Origin of the sequence: Priestia filamentosa (assembly GCF_900177535.1) — a bacterium.
Classification (GTDB): Bacteria; Bacillota; Bacilli; order Bacillales; family Bacillaceae_H; genus Bacillus_I; species Bacillus_I filamentosa.
The window spans coordinates 127,177-142,383 of record NZ_FXAJ01000002.1; the positions used below are offsets into that span (position 1 = coordinate 127,177).

The 15,207-nt window shown below is 35.9% G+C and carries 13 protein-coding genes; 8 read left to right on the forward strand and 5 right to left on the reverse strand.

Annotated elements, in window-relative coordinates:
* Window positions 1-6: 6 nt before the first annotated feature.
* The gene (locus tag B9N79_RS07840; RefSeq protein ID WP_019395357.1) at window positions 7-1,305 is read right to left on the reverse strand and encodes an MFS transporter; all 1,299 of its coding nucleotides are present in this window, start codon (window positions 1,303-1,305) and stop codon (window positions 7-9) included.
* Between the two features lie 552 nt (window positions 1,306-1,857).
* On the opposite strand from B9N79_RS07840, the gene helD reads away from it, so the two are divergent.
* Window positions 1,858-4,173, forward strand: a complete 2,316-nt coding sequence (gene helD, locus B9N79_RS07845; protein WP_040057927.1) for an RNA polymerase recycling motor HelD — start codon at window positions 1,858-1,860, stop codon at window positions 4,171-4,173.
* Window positions 4,174-4,228: 55 nt separating this feature from the next.
* Here the strand turns inward: helD and B9N79_RS07850 are convergent, their stop codons facing one another.
* The gene (locus B9N79_RS07850) at window positions 4,229-4,657 is read right to left on the reverse strand and encodes a cell wall hydrolase (protein WP_040057926.1); all 429 of its coding nucleotides are present in this window, start codon (window positions 4,655-4,657) and stop codon (window positions 4,229-4,231) included.
* A 322-nt stretch (window positions 4,658-4,979) separates the two neighbouring features.
* Between B9N79_RS07850 and cspD the strand changes: the two genes are divergently transcribed.
* Together cspD and B9N79_RS07860 are read left to right on the forward strand one after the other, a co-directional pair.
* Window positions 4,980-5,180: a cold-shock protein CspD gene (gene cspD / locus B9N79_RS07855; protein WP_019395360.1), complete on the forward strand. Its 201-nt coding sequence runs from the start codon at window positions 4,980-4,982 to the stop codon at window positions 5,178-5,180.
* A gap of 310 nt (window positions 5,181-5,490) precedes the next feature.
* Window positions 5,491-5,862 (forward strand): hypothetical protein, encoded by a 372-nt coding sequence (locus B9N79_RS07860; RefSeq protein ID WP_040057925.1) that lies wholly within the window; start codon window positions 5,491-5,493, stop codon window positions 5,860-5,862.
* Window positions 5,863-5,895: 33 nt separating this feature from the next.
* On the opposite strand, the gene B9N79_RS07865 is transcribed toward B9N79_RS07860, so the two are convergent.
* Window positions 5,896-6,522: a YitT family protein gene (locus tag B9N79_RS07865; protein WP_085118102.1), complete on the reverse strand. Its 627-nt coding sequence runs from the start codon at window positions 6,520-6,522 to the stop codon at window positions 5,896-5,898.
* A 177-nt stretch (window positions 6,523-6,699) separates the two neighbouring features.
* Between B9N79_RS07865 and B9N79_RS07870 the strand changes: the two genes are divergently transcribed.
* Window positions 6,700-7,140, forward strand: a complete 441-nt coding sequence (locus B9N79_RS07870; protein WP_019395363.1) for an Lrp/AsnC family transcriptional regulator — start codon at window positions 6,700-6,702, stop codon at window positions 7,138-7,140.
* Between the two features lie 16 nt (window positions 7,141-7,156).
* On the opposite strand, the gene B9N79_RS07875 is transcribed toward B9N79_RS07870, so the two are convergent.
* Window positions 7,157-8,734: a hypothetical protein gene (locus tag B9N79_RS07875; RefSeq protein WP_019395364.1), complete on the reverse strand. Its 1,578-nt coding sequence runs from the start codon at window positions 8,732-8,734 to the stop codon at window positions 7,157-7,159.
* Between the two features lie 181 nt (window positions 8,735-8,915).
* Here B9N79_RS07875 and B9N79_RS07880 point away from each other — a divergent pair, with 181 nt between their 5' ends.
* Both B9N79_RS07880 and B9N79_RS07885 read left to right on the forward strand, forming a co-directional pair.
* Entirely contained in the window at window positions 8,916-9,218 is a 303-nt protein-coding gene (locus tag B9N79_RS07880) for a hypothetical protein (RefSeq protein WP_040057923.1), read from the forward strand.
* 196 nt (window positions 9,219-9,414) lie between these two features.
* Window positions 9,415-10,854, forward strand: coding sequence for an aldehyde dehydrogenase family protein (locus B9N79_RS07885; protein ID WP_040057922.1), 1,440 nt, complete (start codon window positions 9,415-9,417; stop codon window positions 10,852-10,854).
* A 72-nt stretch (window positions 10,855-10,926) separates the two neighbouring features.
* Here B9N79_RS07885 and B9N79_RS07890 read toward each other — a convergent pair whose 3' ends face one another.
* The gene (locus B9N79_RS07890; RefSeq protein ID WP_048896760.1) at window positions 10,927-12,219 is read right to left on the reverse strand and encodes a hypothetical protein; all 1,293 of its coding nucleotides are present in this window, start codon (window positions 12,217-12,219) and stop codon (window positions 10,927-10,929) included.
* Window positions 12,220-12,490: 271 nt separating this feature from the next.
* Here B9N79_RS07890 and B9N79_RS07895 point away from each other — a divergent pair, with 271 nt between their 5' ends.
* Window positions 12,491-13,894 carry a M20/M25/M40 family metallo-hydrolase gene (locus B9N79_RS07895; protein WP_046217090.1) on the forward strand — a complete coding sequence of 468 codons (1,404 nt, stop codon included), beginning with the start codon at window positions 12,491-12,493 and terminating at the stop codon, window positions 13,892-13,894.
* On the forward strand, window positions 13,894-15,135 hold the full coding sequence (locus B9N79_RS07900) for an MFS transporter (protein WP_040057920.1): 1,242 nt from the start codon (window positions 13,894-13,896) through the stop codon (window positions 15,133-15,135). Before B9N79_RS07895 ends, B9N79_RS07900 begins: the two co-directional genes overlap by 1 nt.
* Window positions 15,136-15,207: the final 72 nt, after the last annotated feature.

A 15,207-nucleotide genomic window follows, 5' to 3' on the forward strand; every position in this document is an offset into this window, starting at 1 on the left:
TTATGTTTATTCTTTTTCGATGTAAGAGCTTTTAGAAGATTCACCCATTCGCCAGTAAACAAGAAAACTGATAGCGATACATCCTGCAACATAAAAGAAGAAAAGGGATTCAACTCCAACATTTTTTAATCCAAGGGCAATAAATTCTGCTGTTCCACCAAATACGGCAACTGTGACTCCGTACGGGAAGCCAACTCCTAATGCACGGATTTCTGTTGGGAAAAGTTCCGCTTTTACAATGGCATTAATGGACGTGTAGCCTGTGACCATTATCAGCCCCCCCATCATAAGTAGAAAAGCTATGATAGGACTGTTTGTCTTTTGGAGAAGAAAGAAAAGCGGGACTGTTAAAATCGTTCCTGCGATTCCAAAAAACATAAGCAGAGGGCGACGTCCAATTTTGTCAGAAAGTGCTCCCGCGAGTGGCTGTAAAATCATGAAAACGAGAAGAGCAACAAAGTTAATAATACTAACAACATCTTTTTCTAATCCTGTTGTGTTAATCATGAATTTTTGTAAGTATGTTGTATATGTATAAAAAGCAACCGTCCCACCAAGCGTTAGTCCAACAACCGTTAAGACTGCTTTAGGATGTTTCATTAGTTGTTTTAACGTTCCTGCTTCTTTAGGATGTTTTGATTTCTCTTTTGTTTTAGTGAACTGTTCAGATTCATCCATTGTCCGGCGGAGCCAAAGAACACTCAGGGCACCAATAGCACCAATAACGAACGGAATTCTCCATCCAAAAGCAAGCATATCGCTTTCAGAAAGCGTATTTTGAAGAATAATTTGCACGCCAAGTGCGGTCATTTGCCCACCAACAAGAGTTACATATTGAAAACTTGAATAGAAGCCACGGCGTCCGCTGCTTGCCATCTCAGAGAGATATGTGGCAGATGTTCCATATTCTCCTCCAAGTGAAAGCCCTTGAAGAAGACGAGCCAATACTAAGATAATAGGAGAAAATATTCCAATGCTTTCATAACTCGGTGTACACGCGATAATCAAAGATCCACTTGCCATAATTGTGATGGAAAGCGTTAATGCAGCTCGTCTCCCATACTTGTCTGCATAGCGTCCAAAAATTAAACTTCCAAGCGGACGCATAAGGAACCCAACAGCGAAAATGGCTGCTGTGTTTAAGAGTTGACTTGTCGAGCTACCTTGAGGGAAAAATTGAGAAGAAAAATAAATAGCAAAAGCTGAGTAAACATACCAGTCATACCATTCAATTAAGTTCCCGACAGAGCCTTTAAAAATATTGCTTGTGATACGTTTTGTTGACATATTTTCGGATGGATTCATTGCTACGCTCCTTTCTAAAATAATAATAACGACTTTTTAGAATTTTCGTTATTATTACACAACATTTTACCATTTAAGGAACTATATCGGTACCTTTTTTTAAAAGTTGAGGAATTAAAAGGGGCCTAGAGTCTTTCTATAAGAGAAGAGTTAAAAAGAGAGGAAGATATTGGAGATGCTTCAATATTAGAGTATGATAGCAGCAATAGCAAAAGATTTGGTCACAAGATGTTGGTCTTGAGTTTAAACAAGTAATCGAGATTTTCAAGTTAAAGATGATAAAGTTTCTATATTAGGGATTACGTTAGGCAAAAGAGAGAAAATAATACAAAGATTAAGAGGGAATAAGAAACTAATTCGCGAGTTTATTATTTAGTAGGAAAAATCAAAATGGCAGAACAGCGCTGTTCTGCCATTTGCTTATTGTTAATATAGTCTAAATAGGTTATCATAGGTAAGGATACATTAAATATATATTATTATAAACTTATCCAATTTAATTATATAATAAGTTTATCTAAATGTCAAACTTTTTAAGGGCGTGAGAACAAAATGGAAAAAAGTGAAGAACGTAAATTTGAAGAAAAGAGAATAGAGAGAGTAAAAAAGGAAATTGAACGTCAGCTTAATACGATTACTTCTTATTCCGGAGACTTAAAAACAGATGTTGTCCATTTGCGCAAAACGTTTTGGGATGATGTGACAGTAAACATTGAGAATGATGAAGATGCTGTTGAAACGTTAGCAAGTATAAAGCAACAGGCTGAAATGCTTTCAGAGCGGGAGCGAACTCACGGTCAGTTACATAAAAGATTTAAAACTTTATCAAGATTAAAAGATGCTCCGTATTTTGGTCGAATTGATTTTCAAGAAGATGGAGAGAAAGACAAAGATATTGTGTATCTTGGCATTTCTTCTTTAATGGATGAAAAGCAAGAAAACTTTCTTATTTATGATTGGAGAGCTCCTATTTCAAGTCTTTATTATGATTATTCACCAGGCTATGCTAAGTATGAAACAGTCGAGGGAACTATTGAAGGCTCTATGTTGTTAAAACGACAATTCATTACAAAAAACGGTAGAATCACAAGTATGTTTGATACAGGAGTAACAATAGGGGACGAATTATTGAAAGAAGTGCTTGGAAACAATGCTTCAACACATATGAAGACGATTGTGGCTACGATTCAAAAAGAGCAGAATGCGCTCATTCGAAATGAAAAAAGTCGCTATTTAATTGTTCAAGGTGCAGCGGGAAGTGGGAAAACATCAGCTGCTCTTCAACGTGTAGCATATTTATTATATCGTCATCTTCACCATTTAACAGCTGAAAATCTTATGCTCTTTTCCCCAAATCCGCTTTTTAGCAGCTATGTTGGTACAGTGCTTCCAGAGCTTGGGGAAGATAATGTTAAACAAACCACATATCGTGAGTATGTTGAAAAAGAGATTGGCGGTCGTTTTAAAATAGAAAATCCATTCAAACAGCTTGAATATGTTTTAACATATGAGAAAAATGATTTTTATGAAGCAAAGTTAGCAGGCATTCAATATAAAGCAACGCTTTCGTTTCAAAAGCTTATTGATGCTTACATTGACCATCTTAAAGAAGGAGATATGATTTTTAAACATATTCGTTTTCGCGGTAGAATGCTCATTCATGCTGTTAAAATAAAAGCTTACTTTTATTCTCTTGATTCTTCAATATCTATTCCAAATCGAATTAACCTTGTTGTCGAGTGGCTTTTAACAGAGCTTTCAAAGAAAGAAAGAGAAGAAAGGGAAGAAGAATGGGCACTAGAGGAAAGTGAACTTTTAGAAACAGAAGATTACGTGAATGTCTATGATCAGCTCCAAAGAGAAGCGGAGTTCTCAGAAAATACGTTTAATGATTTTGAACGAGAGCAAAAGAGACTTTCTCGAAAGATTGTTAAAAAGTATTTTAAACCGCTAAGAGCGGCAGTGAAAAAATTAAGATTTATTGATGATGTTGCTCTTTATAAGCAATTATTCAAAGTGAATGGGCTTCCTGTTCCAGAAAATTGGGAGGAAATAAAAGCTTATACTTTAAAAAACTTACGTAAAAAGTATCTTCCGTATGAAGATACAGCTCCATATATATATTTCCTCGGAAAGCTTCAAGGACAAAGACGCAACCTTCTTGTTCAACATTTGTTCATTGATGAAGCACAAGACTACTCGCCGTTTCAGCTTATGCTGTTTCAAAAGCTTTTCCCAAGGTGCCAAATGACGATTTTAGGAGATAAAAATCAGGCGATTTATGCTCATGCGATGAATGGAGAAACATTGCTGTCACCGACTCTTTATAAAGAGGAAGAAAGAGAGGAAATGACGCTTTTAAAAAGCTATAGATCAACAAGAGAAATTGTGGAGTTTACAAAGCCGTTAATCCACGAAGGACAGAAGATAGAACCTTTTAACAGAAGAGGACCAAAACCTCTTGTTAGCGAAGTTGACGATTCTTCTCATCATATGAAAATTGCTGATTATGTGAAGGGTTTTATTGATAAGGGGCATAAGACAATCGCAATTATTTGTAAAACAGCTCGAGAAAGTCGCGAAGCTTATGAAAAATTAGAGAGTCTTTTTCACGTTCAGCTTATGGATGAGGAAACCTATTCTTTTCAAAAAGGAACGATTGTCTTACCTGTTTATTTAGCAAAAGGAATTGAATTTGATGCTGTGATTGTTTATGATGCATCTTCTCATAAGTACGCGAAAGAGTTTGAGAGAAATCTGTTTTATACTGCTTGTACAAGAGCAATGCACGAGCTTTGCATTTGTTCAAGAGGACCTGTTAGTTCATTTATTCAACAAGCAAATCAAGACACATACAGGGAAGAATAACAGTAAAGAAAACTAAAAAGCTCAAACTGCTGTATTTGAGCTTTTTAGTTTGTTTTTAAAACGTACTAAACACACTTCCGCATGTTTCAGCTGTTGGTTGATAAAAGCAGTGACTCTTAAAGCGAGCAACAAGCGGCTGGTCGTACCATGTTGCTGGGCAATCTCCTTCAGGGCGGAAATACCAGAGGCTGTACCGAGCGGGCCATAAATATTCTCCGCCGATAACGCGACGAGCTAATCGTCTTTCTTTTTCACGTGCTCTTTGATAAAAATAGCCGTGTGTCACAGCTTCAAAAGCATGTGGCTGATAAATCATTTGAGGGATTGTCCGAAGCCCTTTAAAATCAGAGCAGTTTGCACGAATTCGATTAATACCGACATTTCCAACGAGAAGCATTCCTTGTTGTCCTTCACCTTCCGCTTCTGCTCTAAGTAAGCGAGCGAGAAGATCGATATGTGCATTTGTTGCTTTTACAACACCCATTTATTCACCTCCATGTTCTTGGTCATTCTATTTTATGTTTTTGGACGATTGTCTCATGAACCTTTAGAGAAACAGGCACAATTCTACATTTTTAAAAAAAGTTTGCGATATTTTTTGCTTTTTTTTGGTTAACGTGTTATAGTTTATCTAAACCATTTTACTTTTAATAATATAGAGATTTAAATAAGCTGTAACTGAAGAGGGGATAGCAAGGTTAAATCTCCAAATTCTGTTGCAGCTTTTTTAATTGACTATAATTATAAGTAGATGGTTATAATAGGATATTGTACATATAGGTACAGTTATTTAGGAGGATTTTTTCATGCAAAACGGTAAAGTAAAATGGTTTAACGCAGACAAAGGTTTTGGATTCATCGAAGTTGAAGGTGGAGACGATGTATTCGTACATTTCTCAGCTATCCAAGGCGAAGGTTTCAAAACTTTAGAAGAAGGTCAAGAAGTTACTTTCGACGTTGAAGAAGGCAACCGCGGACCTCAAGCTACTAACGTAGTTAAAGCATAATTTTATAAAATTATGGATAAAAGCGAAGGAAATATATTTCCTTCGCTTTTATTTATTTATAGAGTCATTTTTATTTCGATTCTTCGATATGAAAAACAGTATAACCTTAACTACCTTACCCGATAATACTTCTAATTTACTTCTTCAGAATAAAAGAACTCATTTCAAAGCTTCACCTTATTGATATAGACCTGTTTTCTTCTAAGAGTCATTGTTACATGGAAGAGAAGCCTCGCAAAGTAACCCTAGCGCATTGCAAGGTTTCAAGTTAAATGTAATAGGGGAAATGCTGTAACAGAGGTGATAAGACATGTTAGAATTGCAAGATATAAAAAAATTGAGAGAAACTGTCCAAGAGAATTTTGCTTTGCTATCTACAACATATCATGAAGATTATGCTGGCGTTCCTATGATTAAAACAGAAGTTGAAGAAGGAAAAATTCGCGGTGGTTTTGATGTATTAACAAAAAATCGTGAGCTATATGCAACGAGAACAGGATGGGATCTTTTTGAATATGAAGGGAAAACACATTCCTACGAGTATTCAGGAGAACAAATCACCAAATCATCTCATGCTCCCTTAACAGATGAAGAACTTTTGAATTTATATGTGCAGCGTATTTTCAATGAGAAAGAGCTCAAGCAGTTTGAAGAAAGCTATCATAAATATTGCGAAAAATAAGAAAAAACCGAGCCGCATTTTGTGCTCGGTTTTTTAAGCTCCTGCTTTATGTTGAAAAGGCATTTTTATCGAAGGTTGTATAGCTTGTTCTTTGCTACTAGCTGCGATTTGACGTTTGAAATAGCCTATGATAAAAGAGGTCACAGCAATAGAAACAACGGAACATAGCCCTTTGAAAATTCCGATGCTATACATACTCAATAAAACAACAACAAAATCAAGTGAAAAATTTACTTTTCCGGGGTTTAGTTGAAATTGTTTTTGAAAATAAAGAGTTACAATATTAAATCCACCAAGAGAAGCTCCATTTATAAAAAGAAGGGATAATCCGAGGCCAATTACTGCTCCACCAATTACAGCCCCGACGATGCTTGGAATCTCAAAAGGAGGAAGAATGGGGTTAACAGCTGTTATTAAAGATAACAGTGTTACAGCACAAATTGTTGTAACTGTAAACTTCATGCCCATTTTAAAAAAGGAAAAAATGTAAAAGGGAATGTTAATAAGAAAAAATAAAATCGTAAAAGGGACGTCGGAAAGATACGCCAAGCTTAACGACAAACCTGCAGTGCCTCCTGTTACAACATGAGAATGATTTAAAATAATAACGCCTGTTCCCGTAAGAAGGCAAGTGAGTAAAACGTTTAAAAGTCTTTTCATCATATCCTCCATTCAAAAGCTTTCTTTATTTCAAAAAGAATAGTTTGATACTTCACAATTTAATGATATGATGACAGAGAGAAGAATTACATATCAAAAGGAAGGGAATAAAAGTATATACTTTCTCTTTTGAAATATATTTTGAATTTTTGTTTTTGTTTTGAAGGAGTTGTTCATATGGATATAATTGATGTAAAACTCTTAGAACTTTTGCAGCGAAATAGTCGCATGACCGTTAGTGAACTTTCCAAAAGGTTAGCTCTTAGCAGACCGAGCGTTTCAGAGCGCCTTCATCGTTTACAACACAACGGAATTATTGAAGAATTTAGTGCACGCATTTCATTAAGCAAGGTTGGTTTAGATATTCAGCTCTTTATCCAAATAGGGGATTTAAAAAAGTCTCCAGCCGAGATTGAAAAGTTTATTGAAAAAGAGGAGGGAATTATTGAAGCTCATCGCGTAACAGGTACGTCAGGCTATATTCTAAAAGCCGCTGTTCCAGATATGGCAAAAATGAGGATGTTAATTGATCGACTTATGCCGTTTGGAACGTTAACAACGTCTGTTATTCTAGCTTCCCCTATACCTCACCGTCACGTGAAAATAGAAGTAGAATAAAAAAGCTAGCGCATTTTTAAAAAAACGCGCTAGCTTTTTTATTTGATGGCGTAGTTTCTAGCTTATTTGCACTTGCTGTAAAAATAAAGGAAGCGAGCAAAGAAGCAATCATAGCAATAATAAATCCTGATGTATGATTGGATAGGAATGGAGCAATAACGGAAGGAACGTAAGCTGTACCACGTAAATCATAAAGCCCAACGATCATCCCTCCGATCCCTGACGAAAGGAGTGCGCCGATAAAGACTAGTTTGCTTGCGAACATAAATGGATAAGCGGACTCGACAAACGTTCCAAACCCAATGTTGATAAGGAATGAGGGAGCTGCTGCTGCGGATTCCCCGCGTTTTTTAGGGAAGATAATATTCGCAAGATTGATACCAGCTGCAACCATAACGAGTCCAACCATATCGACAGATCCCAAAAAGCTGTTTCCTGTTTTCTCCATTTCTAAAATAACAATAGGTAAAATAGCTGCATGGTAGATACCAGCTAAAATAGCCGGCCAAATGAGCAATCCTGCTAAAGTTCCAGCTACGATTGGATTAAAATCAATCATACTTTCAATTGTGTTTCGAATTAGATTGCCGGCTTTGAGAGCAATGGGACCAAGGATAAAGTAGACAGCAAGACCAGGCAATAGTCCTCCTAATCCACCTGCAACAATATTAACAGTTGTGGTAGGAAAGCGCCATTTTGTACAAAGCGAGAACAGAGCTGGTACAAGATAACCTGCACAAATTCCTGCAAGTAACCCACCTAAGATACCGCTATCTGTTGCCATCACCCCGGCTACAACACCTGCCACGATTGATATTTCATCTAAGTCAGCTATTTGTCGGGCTGCAATAACAGCAATTACAACAGGCAGAGCTGCAATTAATAAGTCAAATATATCTTCAACTTTCTCAAGGCCTGGAATTTTGCTTAATGCTAAAATAATAGCTAAAGAGATAAAAGCAGGAAGTGAAGAGGTCATAATGCTTCTAAAATTCACCTTTTTGCTTCTAGAAGATAAATCATTCTTGTTTTGTTTTTCATTTAGCACTGGTCGATATTTTATCCCCCAGTGTTTAGCAAGTGACGTAACAAAGCCAATTGCTCTTGTCTTGTTCGAAGTGCCTGTTGTACCTGACTGTGAAATAATATGAGCTCCGAGTGATCCAAAGGATGCCATTGATGTTCCTCCTGTTCCAACAAGAGGAATCTTCTTTTCAGCTGTTGCTTTAGCAGCCAATTTATTTGCTCCCTTTGGATCAGCGCTCATAGCGATCACACCGTCAATATTTCCTGTATAAATGCTTTTAGCAACTCTTTGATCTATTTCTTTAGCCTTTTCATTAACAGCTTCTAAACTATCTTCTAAAACGAGCGTCAGCTGTTCTTTTTCTTGATTCCACTCGAGTAGTTGTGCTTTTGTATTCTTTTTTAGGGCATCCATCGAAGCATCTGTTGCAATAAATTGAGCACCTTCAATCACAAAACCAGCTTCTTTTACTTGTGTATTTAATTCTTTCATCAATTGATCTGGACTGCTGCCCCCTAGATGATATAAATTGCCCCCGCTGCTTGCCATTACAAAAATCTTTTTCATATTTGTTATCCAACCTTTACTGTTTTATTTCTCTAATAGTTTACTATGTTAAAGTGTAAAATGAAAGATATTTCTGAAAAATACAAATGGAAAAGAAAGTTAAAGCAGGGGAAACAAAATGCAGAGAACAATCGTATACAGATTTAAATGAAAACGGAAGGATAAGGAGGGGGCTTTTTTGATGATTAAGCGTCTTTTAGTGATTTTTTTGAGTCTTTTTATCATTTATGTAGGAGTTAAAATTAGAAAACGAGAAAGGGTTGATTTCATTGCAGGCTATAACGTCATCTTCAAACCTCGAAACGAAAAAAAACTTGCAAAGAGGGTAGGAGTTCTTGTGATGTTGTTTGGTATCGAAACCATTGTTTTTATTACTCTATCTTTATTTCTTTCGAATTTAGTTGGTTTTTATGGAACTTTAGTAGTTCTTAATATCTTATTCATAGGCATTTTTATAATTGTAGATCAGCTGTCAAACTTTTAAACAATAGAGATATTATGTCTTTTGAGTCCTATTATTAAAAGGATACTAGCCTTAGCATAAGAGCACATCCAACAGTTCTTTTCCAATTTTCTTGTTTTAAATGTATAAAGACGGGTAAACAAAGACTAGACAACATTATAACAGAATAACATTTAAAAAATAGAAAAGAGTAATTTGAAAAGGGAGAGATGTAGTTATGTATACAAACTTAAAACATTTTATTAATGGTGAATGGGTAGAATCAACAGGTAATGAAACAGAAGATGTTATCAATCCAGCAACAGAGGAATCGATTGGACAAATTAGCCTAGGAACAAAAGAGGATTTAGATAAAGCTGTTAGAGCGGCAAAAGCAGCTCTTCCAAAATTCTCAAGAACATCAAGAGAAGAGCGAATTGAAATGCTTGAGAATATTGCAAAAGGATACGAGAAACGCAAAGATGAGCTTATACAAGTAATGACGGACGAGCTTGGCGCCCCGCTTAAAATTTCTAGGGAAGTTCATTATGAAATGGGTCTTGCGCATTTCAAGAAAACGGCGGAAGCTTTAAAAGACTATAAATTTGAAGAAGATCGTGGAAATTACAAACTAATTAAAGAAACAATCGGTGTTAGCGGTCTTATTACACCATGGAACTTTCCAACAAACCAAACGTCTACAAAAATCGCGAGCGCCATCGCGGCAGGAAGTCCAATGGTATTAAAACCTGCTGAGCTTACACCATTTGCAGCGATGATCCTTGCTGAGATTATTGATGAAGCTGGGGTACCAAAAGGGGCGTTTAACCTTGTAAATGGTACAGGCAGCACAATCGGAGACGGCATTAGCTCACACCCTGATATTGACTTTGTATCCTTTACAGGTTCTGCAGGTGTTGGTGAAAAAATTATGCAAAATGCAGCAAAAACAATTAAAAAAGTAGCACTAGAACTTGGGGGTAAATCTCCATTAATCGTATTGGATGACGCTGATATTGAAGAAGCTGCAAAAATTGCCGTGTCTCATATTTCATTGAACTCTGGCCAAGTTTGTACAGCAGCAACTCGTATTATCATCCCAGAATCTATGAAGAAAGATTTTGAGGAAGCAATGAAAAAAGCTATTCCGTCATTCCCAGTCGGAGATCCATTAGATGAAAATATTGTAACAGGTCCTCTTGTAGCTAAAAAGCAATGGGATCGTGTTCAATCTTATATTGAAAAAGGAATTGATGAAGGAGCAACGCTTCTTACAGGTGGTACAGGAAAACCTGATGGATTAGAAAAAGGGTATTATGTAAAACCAACAATCTTTACAAATGTATCAAACGACATGGTTATTGCCCAAGAAGAGATTTTTGGACCTGTAACAGCAGTGATTACGTACAAAGATCTTGACGAAGCATTAGAAATTGCGAATGATACTGTATATGGTCTAGCGGGCTATGTAGTTGGTAAAGATCAGGAAACTCTTGATTATGTGTCTAAAAACATTCGCGCAGGTCAAATTGTTGCAAATGATGCTGAACAAGATCGCAGCGCGCCATTTGGAGGTTTTAAACAATCTGGTATTGGCCGAGAATGGGGAGCATTTGGGATTGAAGAATACCTTGAACCAAAATCTGTATTTGGTGTTAAAGTACCTGCAAAAGCATAAGGATAGAAAAAAGGAAGGAGAAAATCTCCTTCCTTTTTTTATGATAAAAATTAGAGCTTACAAGAATTTTATTTAAAAATTTACTTTATAGATGGAGCGAGGTCTTCCTTTTTGGTAAGGTTGTTCTTCTCCTACAACTTGAGCTAAATGATGATCCAGAAGTTTTTTAAGCATCCGCTCAGCACTTCTTTTGCTTAAATGTAAATAATCAGAAAGGTCATTTGCTGAGAAATGATTAAAGTTATGGAAATTTAGAAACTCTACAATTTTGCTTACGTTTGCTACGCTTATCCCTGTTTTTTTAGAGATCGAAAGAATATCTTCATCCATGCTTCTTAAGGCATATTGCTGAGGTTGACTGTCTAAAGGACCAATGACTATCTTTTTTTCTGTCACAACATAAGCTTTTCCTTGTACTGAATTTTTTGAATGATAAAGAGCAATATTGGCATTTTCCTGCGCTTCCTTTGTTGTTAACCCAAATCCAAACCCAAAGCTGACTGAAACTTCTAGTCTTTTTTCTATCTCAGCTGCGATAGGAAGCTCACTATAACCATTTGTTATGTTCTCTATAACGCCCCTTGTTGCATAAAGAATAAATTGATTCTCCTCTAACTGTAACAGAGATGCATTAATCTTTTTTACGAATTCTTTTAATATTTGGTAAGCTTTCATCGATGAGGGATGATGAAGCTCATTTTCAGCGTTATGAAGAGAACACGAAGAATCTTCAATTGTAACAAGACCTACAACAATTTGTGCTTTCTTACTATTTCTAATTTTTCCTTGATCAATAGCGCGATCTAGAGCATCGGAAATGTTTTTTTTGGATTTAATAATGTGCATACTTTTTACGCCAAGTTCGTTTAATTTCACATATACAGCTTCAACACTTGTAAGAACAAAGTCAACTTTTCCTTGTTTCCAAAGGTTATAATGAAAGGCTACAAGTGAATCGAGGTTATAATTTCCTTCATATTCTTTAACAAATAAGGAATCTTTACTTATGTCTAGCTCATCAAACACGTTATATACATAATCTTGGTCTGATATATCAATAGAAATTCTCTTTGTTTCTTCTTGTAAAATATATCGAATATGATACAAGGATAAAATAATGCTATATTCATCTGATGGAATATATACAGAGGGAAGACCACTTTTTTGAATTTCTTGCTGAGATAAAAAGTAAGGAATGGGACCTGCGAAAAACAACACATGAATATCGTTCTTTACTTCTTTGACGAGAGCAGGGGCTTCCTCAGGAGTTTTGTATATGCATGGTACGAGTTCAATATCATCTTTTCTAGTCTTTAACACATGTTTTATAAGTTGTTCAGAACCAATAACAGCAATACGTATCATTATTTTCCCCTTCTCAACGTTAGTAGGTAATAATGTCATCATAAAACAAATTATAAAATTTTGGAAGGGAAATAAAAGGTTTACGAATAATGTACTAAAAAATAATATTGTAAATATTCTGAAAATTATTTATAATACTTTTATCGGGTTACTTAACGACAATATAACGTCAATTTAACGATTTTATATTCATAAAATCAAGGGTCGTTAGTTCCTGTCTATTAAAGGTTGATTGAAAACTTTACATTTAACGAAAAAGGGGAGATGTGTGATGACCTTAAAAAACGTTTCAGCAATGATTAAAGAAAGAAAAGAAGAATATTTAAATCAATTGTTTACTTTACTTCGCCAAAAAAGTATAAGTGCTCAAAATATAGGAATAAGGGATTGTGCAGTTCTACTTAAAGGAATGATGAATGAAGTAGGTATTGATACACGTCTTATTGAAACAGACGGTCATCCTGTTGTATATGGAGAGCTAATGAACAGTAAAAATAATTTTACTCTCTTAATTTATGGACATTATGATGTCCAGCCTCCAGACCCGCTTGATGAATGGGTTTCTCCTCCATTTGAGCCGACAGTTAGAGAGGGGAAAATTTATTGTCGCGGTGCAGGAGATAATAAAGGACAACTAATGGCGCATGTGTTAGCTGTTAAAACATATTTAGATGCCGTAGGGGAATTGCCGATTAATATTAAATTTGTTTTTGAGGGAGAGGAAGAGAATGGGAGCGTCAATCTTCCTTCATTTGTAGAAGAGAATAAAGAGCTTTTAAAAGCAGATCTTGTATATAGTTCTGATGGATCTTCTCACGAAAGTGATGCGCCGCTTATGTTGCTTGGTGTGAGAGGAATGCTTTATCTCGAACTTACAGCTAAGGGAGGAGAGTGGGATAATCATTCAGGTAACAAAGGAAATATTGTACCAAATCCAGTCTGGAAACTTTTCGATTTGTTATCAACGATGAGAGATTCTTCTGGACGAGTATTAATTGAAGGGTTTTACGATAATATTTTACCTCTATCTCCAAAAGAGACAGAGCTATTAAAATCTATTCCCTATAATCAAGAGGAAATAGGGAAAAAAATCGGTTATCCTGATTTAAAAATGGATGGAGAGACGTACTATCGTAAATTAACAATGGAACCAACATTTAACATATGTGGTATTCACAGTGGGCATATAGGAGAGGGAGCTAAAACAATCATTCCTTCTAAAGCGACATTAAAAATGGATATTCGCCTTGTTGTTGATCAAAGTCCAGATGATATCTATAAGAAGTTTTGTACTCATGTAAAAAAATATGCACCAGATATTAATGTTAAGAGAATTGGCTCTTTTAAACCTTCTCGAACGTCAGCAGAATTGAAATGTGTTGAAGTTGTAACAGAAGCATTGAGAGAAGCTTATAATGAAGAGCCTATTATACAGCCAAGTCTGGGAGGTAGCTTGCCAGACCATGTATGGACAGAGGTTTTACAATTGCCATCTATTCTTGTTCCATATGCAAATTTCGATCAAGGAAATCATTCGCCAAATGAGAATATTGAAATTGATTATTTTCTTAACGGAATAAAATGTACGTGCTATGTCATTCAGAAGCTAGGAGATTATGAAAAAGATATTAAGAAGGAAGGCACAATTTCAATAGATAAAGGGGGAATGCTTTAATGCATAACTCACCTGCCAAATCGTCCGGCAAATACTCGGTTTTAGCTTTTTTATTTCTTGGTTGGTGTATTTCTTATATTGATCGAGCTGCAATTAACATCGGGATTGCCGCCATTGGCAGTGAGTTTAATTTAAGTACAACGGTACTTGGAGTAGTATTAAGCAGTTTTTTTATTGGTTATGCTATTATGCAGCTACCAGGCGGATGGCTTGCTGATAAATTCGGTTCAAAAAAGATTATTATCAGTGCTATTTTAATTTGGTCTGTTTTTACAATATTCACTGGACTGTCTTGGTCATTAGCTTCACTGGTTGTGATACGCTTCTTATTTGGAATTGGTGAAGGAGCTTATCCATCTGCTAGCTTAAAGGGAATCGCAGAAACGTTCCCTAAAAAAGAGAGACCTAGAATGGCTTCTATTTTAATGTCTTCTAACTATGTTGGAAGTGCTTTTGCTCCCCTTATTATTGCTCCGATGATTTTATTGTTAGGATGGAGAGAAACATTTTTCATTATTGGGGCAGTAGGGATTGTTTTCGTGATATTTTATTGGCTTTTCATAAAGTCCCCTGTACAGAAAGAAGAAAAGCAAAGTAAAAGACCAGTAGAGAAAACGTCTTTAAAACAACTATTAAAGATGCCGCTCATGTGGCAACTCGTTATTGCTTGGTTTGGATTAAGTATGGTCAATAAGGGCTTAGATTCTTGGATGCCAACGTATTTGATGAATGTACGTAATTTAGATCTGAAAGCAATTGGGATTTTAACTCCTCTCCCTTTTGTTGCAGCAGGAATTGCTATGACAATGGGTGGATGGATTATGGACAAATATTTTAGCGGCAAGGAAAAATATTTGTTGATTTCTAGCGCATCTTTAACAGCTATCTTTCTATACCTCATGTATAATGCTTCTTCTGTTGCAATGGTTATCACCTTTCAAGCTCTTGTTTATTTCTTCAAATCTTTCGTTTTTGCAACAGTTACAGCTCTTCCTCAGAAAATGTTTTCAAAAGATATTATTGGTTCAGCAAGCGGAATGATCAATCTTGGCGGTCAATCTGCTGGATTTGTCTCACCTCTTATGATTGGAATTTTAATTAGCGCATTTAATGGCTCATATGATGCAGCTTTTTGGTTTCTTATTGCGTCAGCAGGACTCTCCATTATTTCAGGTTTAACGATTCAAAGAGTGCGAAAGACAACCGAGATAGACGATGCCCCAACGCCTACTGTTTCGTAATAGTCAAACTTTCTCTGCGATAAAAGAAACGTTTATTTTTTAGTAACAGATAGAGGATATAAACATTAGGAG

Bases quoted from the DNA above. Each gene is read 5' to 3' on its own strand.
- B9N79_RS07840 (WP_019395357.1), bottom strand. From the start codon at position 1,305: ATGAATCCATCCGAAAATATGTCAACAAAACGTATCACAAGCAATATT.
- helD (WP_040057927.1), top strand. From the start codon at position 1,858: ATGGAAAAAAGTGAAGAACGTAAATTTGAAGAAAAGAGAATAGAGAGA.
- B9N79_RS07850 (WP_040057926.1), bottom strand. From the start codon at position 4,657: ATGGGTGTTGTAAAAGCAACAAATGCACATATCGATCTTCTCGCTCGC.
- cspD (WP_019395360.1), top strand. From the start codon at position 4,980: ATGCAAAACGGTAAAGTAAAATGGTTTAACGCAGACAAAGGTTTTGGA.
- B9N79_RS07860 (WP_040057925.1), top strand. From the start codon at position 5,491: ATGTTAGAATTGCAAGATATAAAAAAATTGAGAGAAACTGTCCAAGAG.
- B9N79_RS07865 (WP_085118102.1), bottom strand. From the start codon at position 6,522: ATGAAAAGACTTTTAAACGTTTTACTCACTTGCCTTCTTACGGGAACA.
- B9N79_RS07870 (WP_019395363.1), top strand. From the start codon at position 6,700: ATGGATATAATTGATGTAAAACTCTTAGAACTTTTGCAGCGAAATAGT.
- B9N79_RS07875 (WP_019395364.1), bottom strand. From the start codon at position 8,734: ATGAAAAAGATTTTTGTAATGGCAAGCAGCGGGGGCAATTTATATCAT.
- B9N79_RS07880 (WP_040057923.1), top strand. From the start codon at position 8,916: ATGATTAAGCGTCTTTTAGTGATTTTTTTGAGTCTTTTTATCATTTAT.
- B9N79_RS07885 (WP_040057922.1), top strand. From the start codon at position 9,415: ATGTATACAAACTTAAAACATTTTATTAATGGTGAATGGGTAGAATCA.
- B9N79_RS07890 (WP_048896760.1), bottom strand. From the start codon at position 12,219: ATGATACGTATTGCTGTTATTGGTTCTGAACAACTTATAAAACATGTG.
- B9N79_RS07895 (WP_046217090.1), top strand. From the start codon at position 12,491: ATGACCTTAAAAAACGTTTCAGCAATGATTAAAGAAAGAAAAGAAGAA.
- B9N79_RS07900 (WP_040057920.1), top strand. From the start codon at position 13,894: ATGCATAACTCACCTGCCAAATCGTCCGGCAAATACTCGGTTTTAGCT.